This window comes from Parerythrobacter jejuensis (assembly GCF_039536765.1).
Classification (GTDB): Bacteria; Pseudomonadota; Alphaproteobacteria; order Sphingomonadales; family Sphingomonadaceae; genus Parerythrobacter; species Parerythrobacter jejuensis.
In genome coordinates, this window is sequence record NZ_BAAAZF010000001.1 from 1,355,928 (window position 1) to 1,377,681 (window position 21,754).

23 protein-coding genes and 1 tRNA gene are annotated in these 21,754 nt (G+C 60.8%); 16 read left to right on the forward strand and 8 right to left on the reverse strand.

Going from position 1 to position 21,754, the window contains the following annotated elements:
• The first annotated feature begins 91 nt into the window (after positions 1–91).
• Genes lptF through ABD653_RS06705 form a run of 3 tightly spaced genes read left to right on the forward strand, consistent with a single transcriptional unit; the run spans position 92 to position 2,952 of the window.
• Positions 92–1,330 (forward strand): LPS export ABC transporter permease LptF, encoded by a 1,239-nt coding sequence (gene lptF / locus ABD653_RS06695; protein WP_160777968.1) that lies wholly within the window; start codon positions 92–94, stop codon positions 1,328–1,330.
• A gap of 9 nt (positions 1,331–1,339) precedes the next feature.
• Entirely contained in the window at positions 1,340–2,437 is a 1,098-nt protein-coding gene (lptG, locus tag ABD653_RS06700) for an LPS export ABC transporter permease LptG (RefSeq protein ID WP_160777969.1), read from the forward strand.
• Positions 2,434–2,952: a GNAT family N-acetyltransferase gene (locus ABD653_RS06705; protein ID WP_160777970.1), complete on the forward strand. Its 519-nt coding sequence runs from the start codon at positions 2,434–2,436 to the stop codon at positions 2,950–2,952. Before lptG ends, ABD653_RS06705 begins: the two co-directional genes overlap by 4 nt.
• 6 nt (positions 2,953–2,958) lie before the next feature.
• Here ABD653_RS06705 and ABD653_RS06710 read toward each other — a convergent pair whose 3' ends face one another.
• Complete coding sequence (locus ABD653_RS06710) at positions 2,959–4,059, reverse strand: fatty acid desaturase family protein (protein WP_407672725.1); 1,101 nt, start codon at positions 4,057–4,059, stop codon at positions 2,959–2,961.
• Positions 4,060–4,201: 142 nt separating this feature from the next.
• On the opposite strand from ABD653_RS06710, the gene ABD653_RS06715 reads away from it, so the two are divergent.
• The 3 genes from ABD653_RS06715 (at position 4,202) to ABD653_RS06725 (ending at position 7,056) form a co-directional block, all read left to right on the forward strand.
• On the forward strand, positions 4,202–5,359 hold the full coding sequence (locus ABD653_RS06715; protein WP_160777971.1) for a GNAT family protein: 1,158 nt from the start codon (positions 4,202–4,204) through the stop codon (positions 5,357–5,359).
• 81 nt (positions 5,360–5,440) lie between these two features.
• The gene (locus ABD653_RS06720; protein WP_160777972.1) at positions 5,441–5,854 is read left to right on the forward strand and encodes a response regulator; all 414 of its coding nucleotides are present in this window, start codon (positions 5,441–5,443) and stop codon (positions 5,852–5,854) included.
• A 404-nt stretch (positions 5,855–6,258) separates the two neighbouring features.
• Positions 6,259–7,056: a response regulator gene (locus ABD653_RS06725; protein ID WP_160777973.1), complete on the forward strand. Its 798-nt coding sequence runs from the start codon at positions 6,259–6,261 to the stop codon at positions 7,054–7,056.
• Between the two features lie 44 nt (positions 7,057–7,100).
• Here the strand turns inward: ABD653_RS06725 and ABD653_RS06730 are convergent, their stop codons facing one another.
• Positions 7,101–8,765 carry a CHASE domain-containing protein gene (locus ABD653_RS06730; protein ID WP_234032105.1) on the reverse strand — a complete coding sequence of 555 codons (1,665 nt, stop codon included), beginning with the start codon at positions 8,763–8,765 and terminating at the stop codon, positions 7,101–7,103.
• 160 nt (positions 8,766–8,925) lie between these two features.
• Here ABD653_RS06730 and ABD653_RS06735 point away from each other — a divergent pair, with 160 nt between their 5' ends.
• Genes ABD653_RS06735 through ABD653_RS06745 form a run of 3 tightly spaced genes read left to right on the forward strand, consistent with a single transcriptional unit; the run spans position 8,926 to position 11,004 of the window.
• The gene (locus ABD653_RS06735; protein WP_160777974.1) at positions 8,926–9,132 is read left to right on the forward strand and encodes a NepR family anti-sigma factor; all 207 of its coding nucleotides are present in this window, start codon (positions 8,926–8,928) and stop codon (positions 9,130–9,132) included.
• Positions 9,129–9,743, forward strand: coding sequence for a sigma-70 family RNA polymerase sigma factor (locus ABD653_RS06740; protein ID WP_160777975.1), 615 nt, complete (start codon positions 9,129–9,131; stop codon positions 9,741–9,743). Before ABD653_RS06735 ends, ABD653_RS06740 begins: the two co-directional genes overlap by 4 nt.
• Before the next feature lie 49 nt (positions 9,744–9,792).
• Complete coding sequence (locus ABD653_RS06745) at positions 9,793–11,004, forward strand: AI-2E family transporter (RefSeq protein WP_160777976.1); 1,212 nt, start codon at positions 9,793–9,795, stop codon at positions 11,002–11,004.
• Positions 11,005–11,067: 63 nt separating this feature from the next.
• On the opposite strand, the gene ABD653_RS06750 is transcribed toward ABD653_RS06745, so the two are convergent.
• Positions 11,068–11,682 carry a superoxide dismutase gene (locus ABD653_RS06750; RefSeq protein WP_160777977.1) on the reverse strand — a complete coding sequence of 205 codons (615 nt, stop codon included), beginning with the start codon at positions 11,680–11,682 and terminating at the stop codon, positions 11,068–11,070.
• Positions 11,683–11,745: 63 nt separating this feature from the next.
• Positions 11,746–13,038 (reverse strand): dicarboxylate/amino acid:cation symporter, encoded by a 1,293-nt coding sequence (locus tag ABD653_RS06755; RefSeq protein WP_160777978.1) that lies wholly within the window; start codon positions 13,036–13,038, stop codon positions 11,746–11,748.
• A gap of 110 nt (positions 13,039–13,148) precedes the next feature.
• Here ABD653_RS06755 and glmM point away from each other — a divergent pair, with 110 nt between their 5' ends.
• From glmM to thiD, 3 genes are read left to right on the forward strand one after another with little or no spacing between them, the layout of a single operon-like run.
• Complete coding sequence (glmM, locus tag ABD653_RS06760; protein WP_160777979.1) at positions 13,149–14,486, forward strand: phosphoglucosamine mutase; 1,338 nt, start codon at positions 13,149–13,151, stop codon at positions 14,484–14,486.
• Positions 14,486–14,713, forward strand: a complete 228-nt coding sequence (locus ABD653_RS06765; protein ID WP_160777980.1) for a DUF1272 domain-containing protein — start codon at positions 14,486–14,488, stop codon at positions 14,711–14,713. The genes glmM and ABD653_RS06765 overlap by 1 nt, the downstream gene beginning before the upstream one ends.
• Complete coding sequence (thiD, locus tag ABD653_RS06770; protein WP_160777981.1) at positions 14,710–15,516, forward strand: bifunctional hydroxymethylpyrimidine kinase/phosphomethylpyrimidine kinase; 807 nt, start codon at positions 14,710–14,712, stop codon at positions 15,514–15,516. Before ABD653_RS06765 ends, thiD begins: the two co-directional genes overlap by 4 nt.
• Here the strand turns inward: thiD and ABD653_RS06775 are convergent.
• From ABD653_RS06775 to ABD653_RS06785, 3 genes are all read right to left on the reverse strand, one after another.
• Positions 15,513–16,406 carry an LOG family protein gene (locus tag ABD653_RS06775; protein WP_160777982.1) on the reverse strand — a complete coding sequence of 298 codons (894 nt, stop codon included), beginning with the start codon at positions 16,404–16,406 and terminating at the stop codon, positions 15,513–15,515. The two genes, thiD and ABD653_RS06775, sit on opposite strands and share 4 nt — an antisense overlap.
• Before the next feature lie 39 nt (positions 16,407–16,445).
• On the reverse strand, positions 16,446–17,000 hold the full coding sequence (locus ABD653_RS06780) for a PepSY domain-containing protein (protein ID WP_160777983.1): 555 nt from the start codon (positions 16,998–17,000) through the stop codon (positions 16,446–16,448).
• Between the two features lie 138 nt (positions 17,001–17,138).
• Positions 17,139–17,212: transfer RNA gene (locus ABD653_RS06785), tRNA-Gln, on the reverse strand.
• A 196-nt stretch (positions 17,213–17,408) separates the two neighbouring features.
• Here ABD653_RS06785 and ABD653_RS06790 point away from each other — a divergent pair.
• A complete protein-coding gene (locus tag ABD653_RS06790) occupies positions 17,409–18,614 on the forward strand; it encodes a Ppx/GppA phosphatase family protein (protein WP_160777984.1) in 1,206 nt (401 codons plus the stop codon).
• Positions 18,611–19,276, forward strand: a complete 666-nt coding sequence (locus ABD653_RS06795) for an RlmE family RNA methyltransferase (RefSeq protein ID WP_160777985.1) — start codon at positions 18,611–18,613, stop codon at positions 19,274–19,276. The genes ABD653_RS06790 and ABD653_RS06795 overlap by 4 nt, the downstream gene beginning before the upstream one ends.
• An 18-nt stretch (positions 19,277–19,294) precedes the next feature.
• On the opposite strand, the gene ABD653_RS06800 is transcribed toward ABD653_RS06795, so the two are convergent.
• Positions 19,295–19,975 (reverse strand): c-type cytochrome, encoded by a 681-nt coding sequence (locus ABD653_RS06800; RefSeq protein WP_160777986.1) that lies wholly within the window; start codon positions 19,973–19,975, stop codon positions 19,295–19,297.
• Positions 19,976–20,127: 152 nt separating this feature from the next.
• Between ABD653_RS06800 and ABD653_RS06805 the strand changes: the two genes are divergently transcribed.
• Both ABD653_RS06805 and ABD653_RS06810 read left to right on the forward strand, forming a co-directional pair.
• Positions 20,128–21,021, forward strand: coding sequence for a prephenate dehydratase (locus tag ABD653_RS06805; protein WP_160777987.1), 894 nt, complete (start codon positions 20,128–20,130; stop codon positions 21,019–21,021).
• Positions 21,022–21,072: 51 nt separating this feature from the next.
• On the forward strand, positions 21,073–21,753 hold the full coding sequence (locus ABD653_RS06810) for a hypothetical protein (protein WP_199801063.1): 681 nt from the start codon (positions 21,073–21,075) through the stop codon (positions 21,751–21,753).
• Position 21,754 lies beyond the last annotated feature (1 nt).

A 21,754-nucleotide genomic window follows, 5' to 3' on the forward strand; every position in this document is an offset into this window, starting at 1 on the left:
GTACCATGTCAGGACATGACCTCACCGCGATTTACCGCTAGAGCGCATGGACCTGCAGTGAGAGGATAGCCGCCCGGCAAGACTGGCCAGAGTGTTCAAATTCATCCCCTCCATTGATCGCTATATCCTGCGGCTCGTCATCGTCCCGATGATGGGTGTGTTTGTGCTGGCGGCCTCGTTGCTGCTGCTCGACAAGATGTTGCGGCTGTTCGATTTCGTCGCGGTCGAAGGCGGACCCATCGGTGTCGTTTTCAAGATGCTCGGCGCATTGATCCCTGAATATGCGAGCCTGGCGATCCCGCTTGGCCTGTTGCTCGGCATCCTCCTCGCCTTCCGCAAGCTGGCGACATCAAGCGAACTGGACGTCTTCCGCGCCGTTGGCCTCGGATATATGAGGCTCTTGCGCGTGCCCTATATCATCACCGGCGTTTTGGTGGCGGTGAATGTGGCGCTGGTCTTTTATGTCCAGCCGGTCAGCCGGTATTACTACGAGCAGCTCGAATATGAATTGCGCTCGGGCGCGCTGGGAGCCTCGATCAAGGTCGGCGAATTCACCACACTGGCCGACCGGATGGCGCTGCGGATCGAGGAAAGCGAAGACAATGGCCGACAATTGAAAGGCATCTTTGCCCGCGTCGCGAATGAGCAGGGGCAGGTACTCTCGATCAGCGCGCGCGAAGGATCCTTCCTCGCCACCAGCGACAGCCCCGATACGATCATCCTGCGCCTGTCAGACGGCACAATCGTCCAGGATACCGGCAGCCGTTCACCGCGGGTGCTCAGTTTCACCCGCCACGATTTGCCGATCGACTTGCCCGCCATCGAGGAATTCCGCGATCGCGGCGATGCGGAGCGTGAATATATCCTGCCCGAATTGTTGCGGATCGGCTGGGACCGGAACGAGACTGTCGAGAAACAGAATGCCAGCCAGGCCAGCTTCAACTTCAGGCTGGTCGAAGTGGTGATGATGCTGCTGATGCCCTTGCTCGCAGTGGCCCTGGCGATCCCGCCCAAACGATCGACCAGCGCGCTCGGCGTGTTTGTCTCGATCATCATGGTGGTGAGCTATCACAAGATAAACCAGTATGGAGAGGACGTGGCCGCGCTGGGCCGGGTCGATCCGATCATCGCCCTGTGGGGGCCCTTCGTGTTGTTCGCAGCGCTGATCCTGTGGATGTATTGGACCGTCGCCCACAAGCCGGGCGGCCAGCCCATCGGTGCTCTGGAAACCGCATCGGCGAAACTGGGCAAGAGGATCGGCAAGCTGTTCAAACGCAAGCGTGGCCGGGCCGATGCCTTTGTTGCACCCGATGCCGAACCGGCCGAGTAAAGCACAGCCATGCATCTCGACTTTTTCCCTTCGCGGACTCTGACGCTCTATCTGGCGAAGATGTTCATTGTCCGCATCCTTGCGGTGCTGGTGATGCTTGTCCTGGTCCTCCTGATGCTGGACCTGCTGTCGACCAGCGGTGAAATCCTGGCGGTGGAGGGCAACGGGCAAAGCGAGCTGATGACCTATGCCGGTTTGCGCATCCCGCAGCTGATGCAGCGGTTCCTGCCCTACTCTGTGCTGTTGGCGACGATTATCGCGCTCATCACACTCAACCAGAACAGCGAAGTGATCGCGATGAAAGCAGCGGGCCTGTCTGCGCATCAGGTCCTTGCCCCGCTGCTCCTGACCGCGGGCCTTGTCGCCCTGGTCAGCTTTGGTTTCAACGAGCGTATCGTGACCCGCTCGACCGCCACGCTCAAAGCATGGGAGGCGACCGAGTTCGGCAAGGTGCCCGAGGAATCGGATGTCAAAGCCAACGTCTATCTGACCGACGGCACCAATATCCTCACCGCCCGCACAGTGACCGGACGCGGGGCCGACATCAGGCTGGGCGATGTCACCTGGTACCGGCGCGCGCCCAACGGCCAGATTGTCGAGCAAGTCAGAGCAAGCAATGCGCGTTTCGTCGCGCCGGGATGGCAGCTGGAGAACCCGCAAAGCTTCGATGTCGGCACCGCCAGTTCCTCCACCGCAAGCGAGCGTGTCGTCGGCGAAGGCCTCACACCGGCCCAGATAGAGCTCGAAGCGATCGACCCGGACGCGACCCCGTTTTGGATTCTCACCGCATCGATTGATGCCTACGAAGCCGTCGGCAAAAGGACAGCAGAACTGCGCGCCAAATGGTGGCACAAGATTTCCGGTCCGCTTTCCGCCTTCCTGATGCCGCTGCTTGGCGCAGTCGCTGCGTTCGGCCTTGCCCGTTCTGGCCAGCTATTCGTGCGTGCCATTATCGGGATGGCCTTGGGCTTTGCCTATTTCGTGGTCGACAATGCAGCGCTCGCCATGGGCAGTTTTGGCGGATACCCGCCATTCCTAGCGGCGTGGGCACCCTTCTTCCTGTTCCTGCTGGTGGGCGAAACTGTTTTGGTCCGGACCGAGGAATGAGCGACTGGTCCATCCGCCTTGCGCGGCCCGGGGATGCAGACGCTTTGCCCGCCGTGGAAATGGCTGCAGGGACATTGTTTGCCACTCTGCCCGATCTCGCGGAATTTGCTGGAAACCACGCCATCTCGGCTGAGCGGCATCGCAAGCTGATCGCCAGGGGTCACTGCCTGGTGGCGCTGGCGCAAGACGCGCCGATCGGCTTTGTGGCGACCCAGCCTTTCCAGCGAGAGCTGCATGTTTGGGAAGTATCGGTCCATCCCGATTTCCAGCAACGCGGGATCGGCGCCACCTTGATGCGCGCGTGCATGATCGACGCGCGCAATGCCGGGTTTGTCGCGCTGACCCTGACGACATTTCGCGATGTGCCCTGGAACGGCCCGTTTTACGAACAGATCGGGTTCGAGGAAGTCACCGCGCTGGATGCCCATCCACGCCTTGCCGCAGAACTGGCGGAGGAGGCGGATAACGGCATGCCTGCCGACCGCCGGATCGCAATGATCAAGTTTCTCGACTGAGGACGGTCAGGCGCGGGCGCGGCCGCGCGTCATCGTGCTCTTGGCGATCCGGGCTACCAGCGGAAACATGCCCGGATGGTTTGCGCCCTGATAGGTCGATCCATCGCCGAGTTCGGCATTCAAGCGCCGATGCGCTTCGGGCAGGTCGTGATACGGCATGGAGGGCATCAGGTGATGTAGCGCGTGATAGCGCAGGCCTACCGGAGCCCAGATTTCCGCAACCGGCCCTGGCGGAGGGACATTGACGCTGTCGAGGAACTGCGCCGTCACTGTCATCGCCTCGCCCTCATTCTCCCACAAATGCGCCACCAAGGTCCGCAACTGGTTGAGTAGCGCCGTTACGGACAGGATCACGAAAGCAGTCAGGAGTGGAGCCCAGCCGAAGACGAAGGTGCTTCCGATCAGGGCCCACGACCACACGAAAACGCCCAGCTCCTGCCAGAACACGCGGCGTTTCATTGCGCCTTCGGGCGGCTTGCGACGGAAGTCGGGATTGATCGAAAGCGACGAGAAACGCTGCCATACAAAGCGCCTGACGGGCGGCAGGACGGCCCCCAGGGGCACCAGGATCGCCGAGCGAATGACCAGCGCGAGCGGCGCCAGCAAGGCCACGAGAACAAAGGCCGGAAGGCTCCACGGCTTCATCAGCGCAAGCGGCAGATATTCGGGATCCTCGATCGTACCATATTGCGTGCGCTTGTGATGCAGCGTGTGCACCCCTTCATACATGAAAGATGGCGTCAGCAGGGGAATGCCCACCAACAGGTTCCATCCCAAGCGGAAGCCGGGCAGCGATGATTTGTGGATATGGGTCAGTTCGTGAATGAACATCAGGGCGCGGTAGAGTGCCAGCGACGCGACAATTCCCAAGGCGATTTTCACTCCGATGCCGGATACCAGAATGGCCCCTGCAATGGCGGCATAGCCGATCCCGGCCGAGACCAGCATGTCAGGCCAGTATATGGCTCCCCGCGCCTCGCCCAGATCCTTGGTCAGATCGCGCGCGGCGCGCAGCATCGCCTTGTCATCGGGCAATTGCGCATGCCAGCCACCCTGGGCTTGCAAGCGTGCCGTCTCTGCGGCGTCGAGGGTGTGTTGCATCGTCATAAGCGTTGTTCCGATTGACCTCTTACCGCAGAAAAAGCAGCAGGGCCAAATGCGTCTTGTTGGCAAGAGTGATCGACTGGGTTGCTTGACTTGGGCCTATAAGGCCACACAGGGCTAATCCAAGCTGAACCAAAGGACGCCTGTGACCGACGCCGAGATAGTGATCACACCCGTTTCCGACAAGGCTGGACGCAAGGCCTTTGTCGATCTGGGCCGCGCCTTTGCCCACCAGGTCCCCAACCATGTTCCGCAATTGCGTTCCGAACAGCTTGAGTTGGTCGATCCGGACCGGAACCCGTTTTTTGGCCATGCGACGGTCCAGCTGTTCATTGCCTATCGTCACGGGAAACCGGTGGGGCGTATTTCGGCCCATATCGATCATTTGGCGCTGGAAATACCGCCCGAGCAAGGGATGGGGCCAGGCACGGGCATGTTCGGGTACTACGATGCCGAGGATGTCGAGGTCTCGACTGCCTTGCTTGCCCGGGCCGAACAATGGCTCCGAGAAAAGGGCATGAGAAAGGTCCTCGGACCGATCTCCATGTCTGTTTGGGAAGAGCCCGGCTTGCTCGTACGGGGAGAAGATCATTCGCCCATGATCATGATGGGTCACCATCCCGAGGTGTATAAGGAATGGATCCAGGCCAGCGGCTATGTGAAGGCCAAATCCCTGCTGACCTACGATCTTGATGTGCGCCCGGAGTTCCCGCCTATCGTGCAACGGATTGTGAAATCAGGCGAGCGCAATGATCGCATTCGTGTTCGATCGGTCGACATGAAGAATCTGGAGAGCGAGATCGCCATCGTGCTTCGGATTCTCAACGATGCGTGGTCGAAGAATTGGGGCTTCATTCCATTCACCCCTGAAGAAGTTGCCTATGCTGGCAAGAAACTGAAACAGATCATCCACCCGCCGATCAACCGGATTGCAGAGCTGGACGGCAAGCCGGTCGCCTTCATGCTGACCTTTCCTGATGTGAATGATGTGCTGGCAAAGATCGACGGCAAGCTGTTCCCGTTCGGATGGTTCCATATGCTGCGCTGGCTGCACCGGCCGATGGGATCGGGCATGCGCGTTCCGCTGATGGGCGTGGTCAAGGAATTGCACAATTCGCGCCTCGCCAGCCAGTTGGCCTTCATGATGATCAGCGAAATCCGTGAGAACGCGATGACCGAATATGGTACCGAGCGGGCCGAGATTGGTTGGATACTCGATGATAACCAGGGAATGGTTGCCATTGCCGACGCGATCAACAGCAAGGTCAATCGCGAGTACTGGATCTTCGAAAAGCCGCTGTAACGCATTCACTTTCGGAACGAAGGTGCCATGTCGATGCTTCCAATAGCATCGACCAGAATGACAGCACGACAGGGATCGGGAATGGCAAAAGGTAGACCACAAGGACTTGGCCACATTCTTGTGGTCGAAGACGATGCCGTCCTCGCACTGTCGCTCGAAGCTGCGCTGCTCGATGCCGGCGCCAATCAGGTCGACATAGTCAGCAATACCGCCGCCGCGCTCAAAGCATTGTGCAAGGGCCGCCCCGATACGCTGGTACTCGACGTCCATCTCGCGGACCGTGACGATGGCTGGGCGATCGCCGAACTGGTCGAGACAGTGGGCACCAATCAGCCCCGGATCATTTTCCAGACGGGTAGCCCGCAAGACATTCCCGATGCCATCGCCCGCCTGGGCAAAGTGCTGGTCAAACCGTACGATCCGCAGGAGCTCATTGCGCTGGCGGAAGCTCCTGCAAAGCCGGGATTTCTCGCGCGCTTGCGTCGGCGCAGTTAGCGCGCCGCCCGGTTGGAACCTCTTCGTGAAAGGGTCGGAGAATTAGAAAGGCCCTCGCTCTTGTGCAGAGGGAGGGCCTTTCGGGATCGTGTCACTGCCGCTTGGACGGGAGGGGGGTCTCGGCGGTGACATCTAGATAATGCAGCGATGAAACAGGGGTTCCCACCCGCCGTCGATTTTTTCGAGATTTTTCCTGAAATCTCAAATTACCCCTATTTCTTAGCCGCTTAAGAGATGTTCGGAAAAACGGCTATCGTTGAAAAAGGCGTAAGACGTGCCATGCCCGACAGGTTGCTTGCCGCGATACGGGGACACGCCTAAGCGGAGCTTTCCATGTTTTCTGCGTGGACTCGGAACCGCCCGTGACCAGGGTCGTTCTTTTCGCCGAGTACGGAAGGGAATATATGTCGCTCGCTGACCAAGTCGCCACTAACCTGCCCTATTTGCGCCGCTATGCGCGCGCTTTGACAGGATCGCAAACCACCGGCGACAACTTTGTCCGCGCCACGTTGGAAGCGGCCCTGGCGGACGAAACGCTCAAAGCCGAACTCGGGCAAGGCCGTGTCCCGCTTTACCGCGCTTTCAATTCCCTTTGGTCGAGCGCTTATCTCGAAGTCGAGGCCGAAGGCAGCGACACGATCGAAGGCCATGAAGCGGCGGCCAGCGATAGGCTCCGCGCGGTCACCCCGCTCAATCGCCAGGCGCTGCTCCTGACCACGCTGGAAGATTTCTCGGTCGAGGAAGCCGGCCAGATCATGGACATGCCGGCATCTGATATCGAAACAATGGTCCGCGAGGCAGTGGACGAGATTGACCGGGAATCGGCAACCAGCGTGCTGATTATCGAAGACGAGCCCCTGATCTCCATGCAATTGGAAGATCTCGTGCGTAGCCTCGGCCATGACATTTGCGGCACCGCCGCGACCCGCAGCCAAGCGCTGGACGTCGTCGCCGAGAAAGCACCCGGTCTGGTCCTTGCTGACATCCAGTTGGCCGACGGATCATCCGGAATTGATGCGGTCGAGGACATTCTCAAAGTCAGCGATGTGCCGGTGATCTTCATCACTGCTTATCCCGAACGCTTGCTGACGGGTGATCGTCCGGAGCCGACTTACCTGGTGACCAAGCCGTTCCAGGAAGCAACCGTGCAGGCGGCTATCAGCCAGGCATTGTTCTTTAATTCCAGCAAAGCGCTCGGCTAGTTCCACGAAGTCCTAGCGCGGACGGTCACAACTTTCGGACAGCCCTAGTTCTCGTTGCTCCGCGCGCGGATTGCGAACTCGCTCGGCTTGCGGATGGGTACTTGCAGCACGCAACGTACACCCTCGGGCGCGAAATCCAGTTCCACCGTACTGCGCAATTCATGTGCGACGATTTTTTCGATCAGTTCGGTGCCAAAGCCGCGCTTGCGATCGGTAGCGACGGGTGGACCGCCGGTCTCGACCCATTCGACCCGCGCGAGCTTGTCGCCCAGCTTGGTCCAGTTGATCGAGACCTTGCCGCCCGATGTACTCAGCGCGCCATATTTGGATGCGTTGGTCGCAAGCTCGTGGATCGCCAGGCCGAATGACAGCGCATCATTAGGGGCGAGCTCGACGTTGGGCCCCGCAATATCGAGAGCCTTTTCCTCCTCGCCGGCGTAAGGGGCCAACTCGGTCGTGATCACATCCCTGATCGGGGTCGTATCCCATTCTGACTGGGTCAGCAGGTCGTGCGTCGCCGACAAGGCCCGGATGCGCCCGTCCAGGCCAGTCGCGAAATCCTCGAGATTTTCTGCACGCCTGCGGGTAAGGGAAACGATCGACAGCACGTTGGCCAATGTGTTCTTCACACGATGGTTCAATTCCCGGGTAAGGGAGTCCCGGATCGAGTTCTGCTCGGCGAAATACGCCAGGGCCACCTCGTCTTCCATCGCCTGTTGGGTCAGCAACCGCGCAACCAGCATGGAAAGGCTTGCGACTGCGAGACCGAACAGCAGCGTCAGCATCGACAGGATCGACAAGGTCCCACCGCGCGCAGACTGGACTTCAACCGTCATGGTCCGGTCGGCAACGCGCACTTCAGTCGACGTTTTTGCGCCGATGCCGTTGGCATCCTGGTGCGCCGCCAGCCGGTTCTCGGGTGAGATCGCACCGTCATAGAGCCTTACGGCACGTTCCCCTACCAATCCGCTGTGAATGACGGAGTCGAGGAAACTCTGGGCGTTGAAGGGGCTATAAAGAAACCCTTTCAATCGGCGGCCATCTTCGCTGGACGTGGATACCGGCATGTAGACGAGAAAACCCGGGGCCTCTTCACCGCCTTCCTGCGCCAGCACAATTTTGCCGGACGCTGTCGGACTGTTGGTCTGCAACGCCGTGTCCATTGCTGCCCTTCGCTTGGGCTCGGAATACATATCGTATCCCAATGCGCGGCGGGCCCTGATGGTATCAGGATAAAGGAATGTCACCGGGGCAAGCCGGTTTTGCGTGGCATCGGGTTGCGGAGTGACTGTGAAGGGCGCGAGCAATTGCTGCTCTATGCGATCTTCGAAGTCTCCGATTTGCCACGGAGCGATACTTTCAGCCCAGCCGATGCCTTCCGCCCCGCGGTTGTCGTCGTTCAGCCTCAGCTCTTCGACGAAACGGCGAAACAAAGCCGCTGGTACTGCCTCGACGGTGGCAAACAGAGCGGCACCTGCGCGCAACGATGATCCTGTTGTATTGCCCCGCCGGTCGAGCGCTGATGCAATGGCCTGCGCTGTCTGTTCGATCTCCGCCGCTTCACGGCCGTCCTCGCCTGTTTCGATGGCAAAGACGCTCAAGGCGGCAATGCCAGCCACGAGCAAGAAGATCGCGACCGGCACAGCGCGCGGGAATCGCACCAGCCACCGGCTCGTCCGCCGGACAGTAATGTCTGGTTGTGAAACCAAGAAGTTCCGCTCCCTTATGTCCCTCGATCACCAAACGGCGCTCGCGTCTCCAGTGGTGGGAACCAAAGCATCGCGGTTTCGTTCCTTTCCCCACGATGGAAATTCGCAATTGGTCCGCGTAAGGGACATTGCGAAGGGTGAGGGAACAGGCGGAAGCCATATGACAACGAAACCAACTGGCGAGGCCGGTACCGGCAAGGCGGGCGCCACCAACGACGCGTCCCCGGCGGGAAGCAAGAACCCCGAATGGGCAGACGGCTTGCGGCAACTCTACGATTCCGTCGTCGAGGAGCCCCTGCCTGACAGCTTCAAGGATCTGCTCGCCAAACTTGACGACGGCAGCGATACCGACGGCAAGAGCGCATGAACAAACCGGCGCGCACTGCCGCAGAAAAAGCAGATTTCAAACATGAGCTCACCGAGGTCGTCCCGCATCTGCGTGCCTTTGCGCGCGGCCTGTGCGGTCGACCCGATATGGCCGACGATCTGGTGCAAGAGGCCTTGATGAAAGCCTGGGCCGCGCAAGAGCGGTTTGAGCCGGGAACTTCGATGCGTGCCTGGACCTTCGTGATCCTGCGCAATGCCTATCTGACCGACATGCGCCGCAATCGCTTCCGCGGCGAATATGATGAAGGCGTGGCCGAACGGATCCTTACGGCTCCGGCAGGACAGGAGGAACCGATCCACTTGTCCGACATGCATCGCGCCTTGTTGACCCTGCCCCCAGAAAGGCGCGAAGCCCTGCTGCTCGTCGGTGCGGGCGGTTTTTCCTACGAAGAGGCGGCCGAAATTTGTGGTTGTGCCATCGGCACGATCAAGAGCCGGGTCGGACGGGCACGGTCTGCTCTCAATGAAATGCTGGCCGAAGGCAAAATTCCGCAGCGCGCGATAGGTGACGACGCTGCGCACCGGGCAATCCTGGAGGAGCTCGACATGGTCGCAGCCGGAGATGGCTTGTCGGAGCCTACCCAGACTTGAACGGCCTGCATTTGACGCTGGCCACACCTATCGCCCAGAGAGAGGCGACATGAGTAACGAACCGACACCCGCAGATCCGGCGCCCCAGGAACCGGCCCAAACGTCGGCGCGAACGTCGACCCAGCCCAGTGCAAGGCCAAGCAAGCGGACAGCCTTCGCCGAACAGGAATTGCGCCTGATCAGCACATTGGTCCTCCTGATCGGACTTGGCCTCTTCCTCGCGCTGCCATTTGTCTTGTCGATCGGTTCGGTCGTATTCCTGCCGCTCACGACAGCCATCGTCTTGACGATCCTGCTTTCACCGCTGGCAGACCAATTGGCCCGGATCGGATTACCCAATGTCGTCTCGTCGATGCTGGCCCTGCTGATCTTCTGTGCCATCGTGCTGGTGGCCTTTGCCGTTATTCTCCAACCGGCCATTTCGCTGTTCGACGAGTTTCCGGACATGGTCGACCAAGTCGGAGCACGGTTTACCGAATTGCAGCAGGACTTCGCCTGGCTGGCGCGCGCCAATGCCGAATTCATGGAAGTGATGGGACGCTCTGGCGCAAACGAAGTGGTGCTGGCAACGCCATCGGTGTTCGAACAATTGGCAGTGGGCGCTCCCAGCCTGGTGCTAGAAATCCTGCTGACCTTCCTGATGGCCTTTTTCCTGATCGAGTCACGCATTCGCCTGCGCAGGAACCTGCTGTTCGGGCGGACCAATTTCGGCACCAGCATCAAGGCCGCGCGGGTCATGCGCGAAGTTCAGGATCGGGTTGCCGCCTATATCCTGACAGTTGCCTGGATCAATCTGGGCGTCGGGGTCGTGGTCGGGTGCGGTGCATGGCTGCTTGGTGTCGATGCGCCATTGATGTGGGGCGGCCTGGCGGCCCTGCTGAACTTCATTCCCTATATCGGCCCGTTGGCAATGACGGGCATCCTGACCTTGTTCGGGATTGCAACGGCAGACACATTGTTTCTAGGCCTGGTCCCGGCGGCAGCCTACCTGGCCCTGCATACGGTCGAGGCCAACGTGGTCACTCCGTCGATCCTCGGGGCCCGGTTCACTATGAACCCGGTGATGATCCTGATCGCCTTTTCCTATTTCACCTGGGTATGGGGCGCGTTCGGGGCGTTGTTATCCGTGCCGATCCTGCTGATGCTGACTGCATTCTTCGATCATGTCGGCAGGCCGAACCTGATCGGGTTTATCTTTGGCGAGCCCCTATTTGCAACGCCGTTGATGGAAATCCCTACAAGCGATGAAACGCAGGCCTGACAGCAGAAGGCCCGCCCCGCATGTGCGGGACGGGCCTTCTGCTGCTTGGTGCTAGGACCGTGATCAGGCCGGATAGGACCAGGTCGTTCCGCGCGCCAGATTCTCGGACGCAAAGCTCCAGTTCAGCTTGTCGCCGGTCACAGCCTTCAGATAGGCCGGACGGGCATTCTGGTGGTCGAGATAATAAGCGTGTTCCCACAGGTCGATCACCAACAGCGGATTGACGCCGTCCTGGTCGGCCAGCGTGTCCCCATCATGGGTTTCCTCGATCGAGAGCTTGCCGCCCTTTTCAGCGAGCCAGACCCAGCCGCTGGCAAAATGGCCGGCGCCACGATCCTGCAACTGCTGCTTGAGCTCGTCAATCGAACCGAAGGCATCGTTGATCATGCTGGTCAATTCATCCGACGGGCTGTTGGTGTCGCCGGTCATGGAATGCCAGTAAAAGCCGTGGTTCCAGCTTTGCGCGGCGTTGTTGAACAGACCCTGGTTCGATCCGCGTGCAGCGGCGATCACATCTTCCAGCGTGCCATTGGCATGGTCAGTGCCTTCAATCGCGGCGTTCATCTTGTCGATATACGCCTGGTGGTGCTTGCCGTGATGGAACGACAAAGTCTCGGCAGAGACGGCCGGCGCCAGCGCGTCATCGGCGTAGGGAAGTGGAGTTACTGCAAAAGCCATCGAATGATCTCCCGTTTGAGATGGTATGAATTTCTGTGTCGGCTTACCAACGCACAGAACGCGCTAGGGTTGCAAGCCGGTATCTTTTTCCCTGTCGACCGCTGCGGTCAGGCCGACATTCATGGTCACATTGGCCAGAGTCCGCATGATATCGGGCAGCATTTCAACCGCAACCAGCAGGGCTAGCGGCTCGATCGGGACCCCCATCGCCAGCGCAATCGGGCCGATCGAAATGACGAAGCTGATCGATCCGGGCAGGCTGACCGAGCCGACGCTGATCACAAAAGCAACCGCGATACCGGCGATCAGCAGCATCGGGGTCAATTCAACACCGGCAAGATGCGCGACATAGATCGCGACGGCCATATTCATGGCCGGGCTGGTGGCCCTGAATATCGCGACTGCGAGAGGCAGGACAAAATCCGCCACTTCCTCCCGGATACCAAGCCGGCGAGCACTCGCGAGCATTGCGGGCAAGCTGGCAAGCGAGCTCTGGGTCGAGACTGCAACCGCTTGTGAAGGCAAGACAGCGCGGGCGAATTGTGCAGGCGATCTTCGCCCTCCGACGATCCCGACGATATAGCCCGCGACCAGCACGATCGCCCCCATCGCCGACACAGTAATGATGTAATGCGCCAGGGTTGCAAAGGCCCCGCCCCCGGCCCGCGCTGCGACCCCGACAGCCAGTGCGAATACCCCCACCGGTGCAACCCATAGCACCCAGCCGATGATCGTCAGCATGGCATTCGCCAGGGCTTCGAAGAATCTCAGCATTGTCAGGCGCTGCCCCTCGGGCAGGCGCGATACGGCGACTGCGAACAGCGCGAAGAAGATCGTCAGCGGCAAGGTAGAGGTTTCGGCTGCCGCCTGGATAATATTGGGCGCGATCAGCGAGGAAATGAAATCTCCGATCGTCGGCACTTGCTGCGCTTCACCCGCCGGGGCGTCAAGAATGCTGGCCGCGCCCGCTGGCGGCGGGAACGCTTGAAGCAACAGCGGCATGCAAATGGCAGCCGCGACCCCACTGAAAACAAGCAAGGCGAACACCATCAGCAGCATTCGCCGCGCCGTCGCGCCGGCCCGGGCCGCCTGCGCCATCTTCGTAATGCCCAGCACCAGCAGCGCCGCGACCAGTGGAATGATCGTCATCTGCAAAGCCCGGAGCCACAGCGAGCCGACTGGCCGTGTCACTTCCAGCACAGGCTCGATCACGCTCGATCCTGCCAACAGCAACCCGGTCAGCAATCCGGCCACCAGGCCGCCAAATGTCCACCAGACCGGCAGCCTGATCGTGACCAATCCGTCGCCTTCGCCAGCGGCTACGGATGCGCCTTGCTGTGTGTCAGTATCGGCCAAGCCGGTATTCTCCCCCAATCGGCCCTTTTCTTTGTGGCCGCTTCACGCCAGAAGCGCGTGGCAAATCGCGGGAAGCCCCGCAACACCAAATCGCGAAACAGGGACAGGCAATGGCGCGCAAATTTTTCGGCACGGACGGAATCCGGGGCGAGACCAACAAGGGGAACATGACCGCCGATATGGCCATGCGTGTGGCGCAGGCAGCTGGCGAATACTTCCTGCGCGGGGACCACCGCCATAGGGTGGTGATCGGCAAGGACACCCGGCTTTCCGGCTATATGATGGAAGCTGCGATGGTGGCCGGGTTCACCAGTGTCGGCATGGATGTGATCCAGACCGGCCCGATCCCGACCCCGGGCGTCGCGCTGCTCGCACGCGAAATGCGGGCCGATCTGGGCGTGATGATATCAGCCAGCCACAATGCCTATCTCGACAATGGCATCAAATTGTTCGGCCCTGACGGGTTCAAACTGTCAGACGACGCGGAAATGGCCATCGAAGCGGCGCTGGACCGCGAGCCGGCCCTGGTTCAGGCTGCGCAGATCGGCCGCACCCGCAAGATCGAGGATCTGCGTGGGCGCTACATCCATGCCGTAAAGCAAACCGTTTCGTCCGAAACCCGGTTCGACGGCCTGAAAGTGGTTATCGATTGCGCCAATGGCGCAGGATACATGGTCGCCCCCTCCGCAATTTGGGAACTGGGTGCTGAGGTGATCAGCATCGGGGTCACTCCCAACGGGACCAATATCAATGACGGGGTCGGCTCGACATCGCTCGGCCTGCTCAAGAAAACCGTGGTCGAAGAAGGCGCAGATATCGGCATCGCGCTCGACGGGGACGCCGATCGGTTGATCGTGATCGACGAAAAGGGGCAAGAGGTTGATGGCGACCAGATCATGGCGCTGATTGCCACGCGCATGGCCGAGAAGCAGGTTTTGCGCGGCGGCGGCGTGGTTGCAACGGTAATGAGCAATCTGGGCCTTGAGCGCTATCTGCACAGCAAGAAACTGACGCTCGAGCGGACCAAAGTGGGCGACCGTTATGTCCTGAGCAGAATGAAGACTGGTGGCTTCAATATCGGCGGGGAGCAATCGGGCCATATGATCATGCTCGACCATTCGACCACGGGCGACGGCACCGTGGCTGCGCTGCGGGTGCTGGCGAGCCTGGTCAATTCGGGCAAGCGCGCCAGCGAAATGCTGCATGTTTTCGAACCGGTCCCGCAATTGCTCAAGAATGTCCGCTACGAAGGTGGTCGCCCGCTGGAGAAAGACAGCGTGCAGGCTGCCATCGCCGAAGCAGAAAAAGCGTTGGACGGCACGGGCCGGCTGGTCATTCGCCCATCGGGAACCGAGCCAGTGATCCGCGTGATGGCGGAAGGCGACGATGCCGCTCAGGTCGAAGCGATCGTCGACCAAGTGTGCGATGCAGTGAAAGCAGCAGGATAATGCCCTTGGAGATGCGCCCGGATTGCGAACGCTGTGGCACCGATCTGCCGGCCTCGGCTTCGGGCGCTTTCATTTGCAGCTTCGAATGCACTTTCTGCGCGGATTGCGCCGACGAGATGGATGATCGGTGCCCCAATTGCGGTGGCGAGCTGATGGATCGCCCGACCCGTTCGAAGCAATTGCTGGAAAAGTACCCGGCCAGCACCGAGCGGAAGTACGCCCCGTGACCGCGCCGCCCCGCATCCTGATCATAGCCGGGTCCGACAGTTCGGGCGGCGCGGGCATTCAGGCCGATATCAAGACGGTGACGATGCTGGGCGGCTACGCGATGACCGCGATCACGGCCGTCACCGCCCAGAACAGCGTCGGGGTCCAGGGTATCACCCCGCTGGAAGGGCAGTTTGTCGGCCAGCAGATTGCCTCGTGCCTCGACGATATCGGCGTCGATGCGATCAAGATCGGAATGCTGCAGAACGAGGATATCGTGCGGCACGTAGTGCGCGCGCTTGGCGAGATTGACGGGGACATTCCCATTGTCCTCGATCCGGTGATGGTCGCCACATCAGGCGCACCGCTGGTGGTGCAAGACGCCATTGACGTGATCCGTGACCAGCTGTTCCCGCTCGCCAACCTCCTTACGCCCAATCTGCCCGAGCTCGAATTGCTGGCTGGCCTCGAACTGCGCGACACGGGTCAAGTTGGCGAAGCCGCGCAGTCCCTCGCCGAAGAATACGGCTTCAGTGTGCTCGCAAAAGGCGGGCACACTGACGATCAACGGATCATCGATATCCTGGTCCCGCCCGACGAGCGCATGGTCCATTTTGACGGCGCCCGGATCGACACGCGCCACACCCATGGCACGGGCTGCACACTCGCGAGCGCCATTGCCACGCTGCTGGGTCATGGCCAGTCGATGGAGCACGCCGTGCGCCTTGCGCGCCGGTTCGTGCGCGAAGCGATCGAGAAAGCACCCGGATTCGGCGCCGGTGGCGGCCCGCTGGGCCACCAGGCGGTGCGCCTCAAGGATTAGCTGTCGAGGTCGTAGAATTCCGCGATATGCGCCCAGGCATCATCGGCAGTTTCGCACCAGGTAATCAGGTCCAGATCTTTCTTCGAAATCGTGCCTTCTTCGGCAATCGCTTCAAAATTGACGACCCGGTTCCAGAAACCTTTGCCGAACAGCAGGATCGGCATCGGCTTCATCTTGCCGGTCTGGATCAGCGTGAGCAGCTCGAAGAACTCGTCAAAGGTGCCGAAACCGCCCGGGAACACCGCCACGGCCTTGGCACGCAGCAGGAAGTGCATCTTGCGTAGCGCAAAATAGTGGAACTGGAAGCTGAGATAGGGCGTCACATATGTGTTGGGCGCCTGCTCATGCGGCAACACGATATTGAGCCCGATGGACTCAGCGCCGGCATCGCTTGCACCGCGATTGGCCGCTTCCATAATCGATGGGCCACCGCCGCTGGTGACCACGAATTGGCGCTTGCCGTCTTCGACAATAGCCTTTTCGCTCACCATCCGGGCAAGCTTGTAGGCCTCTTCGTAATACTTGGCCTTGGCGACAAGATTGGCCGCCACCCGCTGCTCGTATTCGGAATCGCCCTTGGCAGCTTCCAGCCGGGCTTCCGCTTCTTCCGGAGAAGGAATGCGGGCCGATCCATACATCACCAGGGTTGATCCAACCCTTGCCTCGTCCAGCAGCATCTCCGGCTTGAGCAATTCCAGCTGGAAGCGGACCGGGCGCAGTTCCTCGCGCAGCAGGAAATCGTCGTCCTGGAAGGCCAGCTTGTAAGCCGGGTGCTGCGTTTGCGGCGTCTCATGCGGCGCGGTCTCACAGAAACCGGCCTCCTGCTCGGCCGGATAGAACCGGCGGTCGGACAGGTCGTGGTCGGGAATCTTGTCTGCTTTGTCAGTCATTGCATCGCCCCTAGGCCTAGCAACACCTGCGGGCAAGCATCACAGGACAAACGCAAGCAATACGAACACGATAGTGCCAAAGGCGAGCGACCCGATCGTCTTGTTGCGATAGCCCGGGGCCATGAAGCCCACGATCAGCCCGCCGAACACCACCAGGAACAGGCTGATGGCGGCAAAGATCTGGTACCATTTGAACATTTGCGGGCCGTGCCCCTTGTGCAATTCCATCATCCGGTATTGCAGGTTGGGCTGGTGCAAGGCGGCGGACCACTGGCCGTCCTCATCGGTCAGCACCACAAAGTCACGCGAGGTCGGGCGGGTCGTAATCGAGCCGGGGCGCATCCGAAGATATTCGAAGTCTGTCGGGAGATCATTGGCTGCGAGCACCGCCCGCACGCTATCTTCCACATCAGGCGCGTCTTGCTGGATTGCGATCTCCGCGGGAACAGACAGCGCCGTTTCGACAGTCTCGCCCTTGTTGCCCCACAAATAGAGCCCCCCAGTCACCGCGACCAGGAAGAACAGCGGCGCCAGCAGGCCCGCCAGCAACAGGTGGCACACGACCAGGAAATTGCGCGTTTTGGCACGGCTCATTTACAACGCTCCAGTGGCAGACAGAGGAAATCAGGATAATGATAATCAATTGCAACAAGCGATTGGCGGCATGAGAATGGATTGTCAAACCCTGTTCGCGTCCGAAAGGCGAAAAAGTGCCGGATTGAGAAGGAGTGCTGGATGCCCCGTGAGGATTCGAACCTCAATTGACGGAGTCAGAGTCCGTAGTCTTACCATTAGACGACGGGGCAACAGCGAGGGCTCGGCAGCGCTCGGGAATCATTTCCACGGCGCCGAGGAGGCCGCGCATCTAGGTTCCGCGTGCCGCTGCGTCAAGGCTCGCGAGCAGGCCGCGCGACATCCTCTTGCCGATCAGCGGTCGAGCGTCTAACTTCTTTGTCAGGTCCCCGTACGATCAATGCGTGCGGGAGGAGAAAGAGAAGTACTATGGCGGATATGAATCCGCCGGACACGAACAGGAGGGCTGGCCGCAAGGGGAGCAAAAAGTCCGGCAAAGTAGCCGATTTTCGCTACAAGAGTTCCCCGCCGCCCGACAATGCCAAGGATCGCCGCCCGGCCCGCAATGGTGCCGGTCGTGGTGCCTCTCCGCATCATTCACGCAATAACAAGCGACCGTTTCACCGGCCCCACCCCCGCCAGGCCTATGCCGCGCTGGACCTTGGCACGAACAATTGCCGGTTGCTGATTGCCCGCCCGTCGGGCGAGAATTTCACTGTCATTGATGCTTTCAGCCGGGTCGTGAAACTGGGCGAAGGGCTCGCCAATTCCGGGCGACTGTCGGACGAGGCCATGGATCGCGCCCTCGGCGCGTTGAAGGTCTGTTCCGAAAAGCTGCGGCGGCGCAATGTCCACCTGGCCCGATCTGTCGCCACCGAAGCGTGTCGCCGGGCCGAAAACGGCGCGCATTTCATAAATCGCGTGCGCGACGAAACGGGCATCATGCTCGATATCATCTCCGCCCAGGAAGAAGCACGCCTTGCTGTTCTGGGATGTCATGTGCTGCTTGAACAGGGGCACGGCCCGGCGGTGATTTTTGACATTGGCGGTGGCTCGACCGAGCTCGTCCTGATCGAACCGGGCGAAGGCGCAGTGCCGCGTATTCTCGACTGGCAGAGCGTACCGTGGGGTGTTGTCTCATTGACCGATACAGTGTCCCGCTCCGGATCAGGACCGGAGCAACGCCTGGCCCGCTACACCGAAATGCGGCGCGTGGTGAGCGAGAGTTTTGCTCCGTTTGCCCAGCGCGTGGCCAGCGCATCACAATCCGAAGACATCCGGTTGCTCGGCACCAGTGGCACGGTCACCACCCTCGCCAGCCTTCACCTCGAGCTGCCGCAATATGACCGGCGCGCCGTTGACGGCCTGATTGTGCCGTCCGAATCCATGCGCGACATCTCGACCCGCCTGTCCGGCATGAGCGTCGAGGAGCGTTGCACCCTGCCCTGTATCGGGCATGATCGCGCGGAACTGGTTGTCGCCGGCTGCGCCATCCTGGAAGCAATCCTGGACTTGTGGCCGGCGCCGCAGCTGGGTGTCGCAGACCGTGGCATCCGCGAGGGGATCCTGCGAAGTCTGATGGCGGCAGACTTCGAAGCCGCACAGGCAAATCCCGTCAAAAGGAAACCGGCATGACCCGCTCGGGCCGCAATCCCGACAAGCGGGTCCGCACCGCCAAGAAGCGCACAGCCTCGCAAACGCGGTGGCTGGAGCGGCAGCTGAATGATCCTTACGTCAAGCAGGCCAAGGCGGAGGGCTACCGCAGCCGCGCAGCCTACAAACTGATCGAACTGGACGAGAAATTCTCGATCCTGCGCCAGGCATCGCGGGTGGTCGATCTGGGCATCGCCCCAGGCGGGTGGGCCCAAGTGGTACGCAAGAAAAAGCCCAGGGCCGGAATTGTCGGGATCGACCTTCTGGAAACAGACCCGATCGAAGGCGTCACCATCCTGCAAATGGATTTCATGGCCGACGAAGCACCTCCCGCACTTGAGGCGGCACTGGATGGCCCGCCCGATCTGGTGATGTCGGATATGGCAGCCAACACCGTAGGCCACAAACAAACCGATCATCTGCGCACGATGGGGCTGGTCGAAGCGGCTGCGTGGTTTGCGGTCGAAACTCTGGAAAAGGGCGGCACCTTCGTAGCGAAAGTTCTGGCCGGCGGAACCGACAAGGACCTGCTCGACCTGCTCAAGAAGCATTTCAAGACGGTCAAACACGCCAAACCACCGGCGAGCCGCAAGGGCTCGTCAGAATGGTACGTTGTTGCTCAGGGTTTCAAAGGGCGCGACTAGGCACGCCGACCGTCCAGCTTATTCCGGCGGGCCTTCGGCGACAGGCTGTTCATCACCCATCGCGCCAGCCGCCTCGACAGCATCAACTGCGCCGCCTTCGACGCCGCCTGGGCCTTCGGCCGCGCCGTCGATCTCGCCTTCAGCAGCCCCGGCAACCGCCTCGACATATTCGGGAACAGCGAGATTGGAGCCATTCTCGTTCATGAAGAGCGCGACTGCGGCGCGATCTTCGATCTTGGACAGGCCGGCAAAGCTCATCTTGGTGCCATTGGCGAAGGCCCGCGGGCTCTTGAGCCATGCGCTCATGGTTTCCCAATCCCAGGTGCCGCCCTTGCTGGCCAGCGCATCGGAATAGGCAAAGCCCGGGACACCGCCGCCAACAGGCTTGCCCATGATGCCGTACAGATTGGGCCCGATACCGTTGGCACCGCCCTGGTTGATCGTGTGACATGCCGTGCATTTGGCGAAAACCTTTTCGCCTGCCGAAACATCGATGCCGTCCATGTTCAGGGCAGCAGCCATGGTCATCTCCGCTGCCGCACCGCCACCTTCTTCAGCGCCTTCGATGAAGTAACCCGGGGTTTCGGGAGCTTCGGGGCTGTTGGCATGGAAATATTTGCCGCTCAGGCTGGTCAGCCCGAGTGCAACGATCCCGGAAAAGAGGACCCAGCCAAAAGTGGTGTTGTTGATGTCTGACATGCGTTGAGAATCCGCAGATGTTTAAGCGTTGAATGTGTGCCGCGCTCTAGTCAGCCAGACGCCGTTGCGCAAGGGCTATGCGCACAGCTTGAGCGGGGCGAAACCTGAATTGCTTGCGACGCAACACTCGGCCCGCTACCGGCGACAATTCTATGATGAGCTTTCCTGCCCCGGCCCAAGCGATGGTCCAGCAAATGCAGGCAGCTGCCGCCGCCGATCCCCGGCGCGCTATCGCCTTGCAAGGCGCCCCTGGCGCCAATTCGCACCGCGCCGCGCGCGAATATGCCCCCGACCTGCTGCCCTTGCCCTGCTTCAGTTTCGAGGACGCCATCGAAACCGTAAAACGCGGCGAAGCCGGATGCGCGATCATCCCGATCGAGAACAGCCAGCATGGCAGGGTCGCCGATATCCATTTCCTCTTGCCGGGCAGCGGCCTGAAGATTGTTGGCGAGCATTTCATGCGGATTGAGCACGCGTTGATGGGGCTGGGCCAGGGGCCGTTCGAAGTCGCCTATTCGCATCCGCAAGCCCTGGGCCAGTCGGCCGTTTTCCTGCGCGAACGCAATCTCGTGCCGCTCAGCTATGCCGATACGGCCGGCGCTGCCGCATTTGTTGCCGAGAAGCAGGACCCCAAGCTGGCCGCCATCGCTCCGGCCCTCGCTGCCGATCTCTACGGTCTCGATATCGTCGAGGAGAATGTCGAGGATTCGCCAGACAACACGACTCGCTTCGTTATCCTGGCCGAGGAAGGGCTTGATCCGGCCAGCCTCGACGGAGAGCAGGCGATCACGACTTTTGTCTTCACCGTGAAGAACATTCCGGCAGCGCTGTACAAGGCCATGGGCGGCTTTGCGACGAACGGGGTCAACATGACCAAGCTGGAAAGCTACCAGCAGGGGGCGAGCTTTTCTGCCACCACCTTCTATGCCGACATCGTGGGTGCGCCCGGCGATCCGGCGGTTGATCGCGCGCTGGAAGAAGTGGCATTCCACTGCCGCGAACTGACAATGCTCGGCACATATCGCATGGCGCGCGAGCGCGGATAACGCATAAGTCGCGTGCTGCGCCTTGCGCGCGGCGTCGGGCCATGTCACCACATGGATGTGACTACGGGTCGGGGCACAATTCCGGATTCCAGCGAGAATTCAGGCACCAGCGTTGCGGGCAGTGATGCCGGCAACAACGCCGATGCTTGGGATAGCGTGCGCGCTGACAGTGACATCCAGTTCGAACCCCTGCCCCCACGAGAAATCGAGCCTCCGCCTGCATGGCTGCAAGCGATCGGTGAGTTCTTCGAAGCCGTTTTCGCGCCGTTAGCGCGATTTCTGGCCGGATCGTGGCCGGTCTTGAAATGGGTGCTGTTGGCACTGCTGGTGGCCATGATAGCGGCGATAGTCTGGCGCCTGGTCGAGCCCTATTTCGGACGGCCCAAAGCCGAACCGGTAGAAGAATACTGGCAGCCGGAGCGCGAGCAAGCCCGGGCCTTGCTGGAGGATGCCGATCAGCTTGCCGCAGCCGGAGACTATGACGCAGCAGTGCGTCTCTTGCTCGCACGGAGCGTCGGACAGATCGCCGAGGCACAACCCGGTCTGGTCGAACCGAGCAGCACGGCGCGTGAATTGGCCAACCAACCCAGCCTGCCCGACAAGGCCCGCACAGCCTTCGGCGTGATTGCTTCAGGCGTGGAACGCAGCCTGTTCGCCTTGCAGGATCTGGGCCAGCAAGACTGGCAGGCAGCCCGCACGGCCTATGCCGATTTCGCGCTGGAGAAGCTCTGAC

Bases quoted from the DNA above. Each gene is read 5' to 3' on its own strand.
- lptG (WP_160777969.1), top strand. From the start codon at position 1,340: ATGCATCTCGACTTTTTCCCTTCGCGGACTCTGACGCTCTATCTGGCG.
- ABD653_RS06725 (WP_160777973.1), top strand. From the start codon at position 6,259: ATGTCGCTCGCTGACCAAGTCGCCACTAACCTGCCCTATTTGCGCCGC.
- ABD653_RS06710 (WP_407672725.1), bottom strand. From the start codon at position 4,059: ATGACGATGCAACACACCCTCGACGCCGCAGAGACGGCACGCTTGCAA.
- ABD653_RS06740 (WP_160777975.1), top strand. From the start codon at position 9,129: ATGAACAAACCGGCGCGCACTGCCGCAGAAAAAGCAGATTTCAAACAT.
- glmM (WP_160777979.1), top strand. From the start codon at position 13,149: ATGGCGCGCAAATTTTTCGGCACGGACGGAATCCGGGGCGAGACCAAC.
- ABD653_RS06800 (WP_160777986.1), bottom strand. From the start codon at position 19,975: ATGTCAGACATCAACAACACCACTTTTGGCTGGGTCCTCTTTTCCGGG.
- ABD653_RS06765 (WP_160777980.1), top strand. From the start codon at position 14,486: ATGCCCTTGGAGATGCGCCCGGATTGCGAACGCTGTGGCACCGATCTG.
- ABD653_RS06775 (WP_160777982.1), bottom strand. From the start codon at position 16,406: ATGACTGACAAAGCAGACAAGATTCCCGACCACGACCTGTCCGACCGC.
- ABD653_RS06745 (WP_160777976.1), top strand. From the start codon at position 9,793: ATGAGTAACGAACCGACACCCGCAGATCCGGCGCCCCAGGAACCGGCC.
- ABD653_RS06790 (WP_160777984.1), top strand. From the start codon at position 17,409: ATGGCGGATATGAATCCGCCGGACACGAACAGGAGGGCTGGCCGCAAG.
- ABD653_RS06735 (WP_160777974.1), top strand. From the start codon at position 8,926: ATGACAACGAAACCAACTGGCGAGGCCGGTACCGGCAAGGCGGGCGCC.
- ABD653_RS06795 (WP_160777985.1), top strand. From the start codon at position 18,611: ATGACCCGCTCGGGCCGCAATCCCGACAAGCGGGTCCGCACCGCCAAG.
- ABD653_RS06705 (WP_160777970.1), top strand. From the start codon at position 2,434: ATGAGCGACTGGTCCATCCGCCTTGCGCGGCCCGGGGATGCAGACGCT.
- ABD653_RS06720 (WP_160777972.1), top strand. From the start codon at position 5,441: ATGGCAAAAGGTAGACCACAAGGACTTGGCCACATTCTTGTGGTCGAA.
- ABD653_RS06750 (WP_160777977.1), bottom strand. From the start codon at position 11,682: ATGGCTTTTGCAGTAACTCCACTTCCCTACGCCGATGACGCGCTGGCG.
- ABD653_RS06810 (WP_199801063.1), top strand. From the start codon at position 21,073: ATGGATGTGACTACGGGTCGGGGCACAATTCCGGATTCCAGCGAGAAT.
- ABD653_RS06805 (WP_160777987.1), top strand. From the start codon at position 20,128: ATGATGAGCTTTCCTGCCCCGGCCCAAGCGATGGTCCAGCAAATGCAG.
- ABD653_RS06780 (WP_160777983.1), bottom strand. From the start codon at position 17,000: ATGAGCCGTGCCAAAACGCGCAATTTCCTGGTCGTGTGCCACCTGTTG.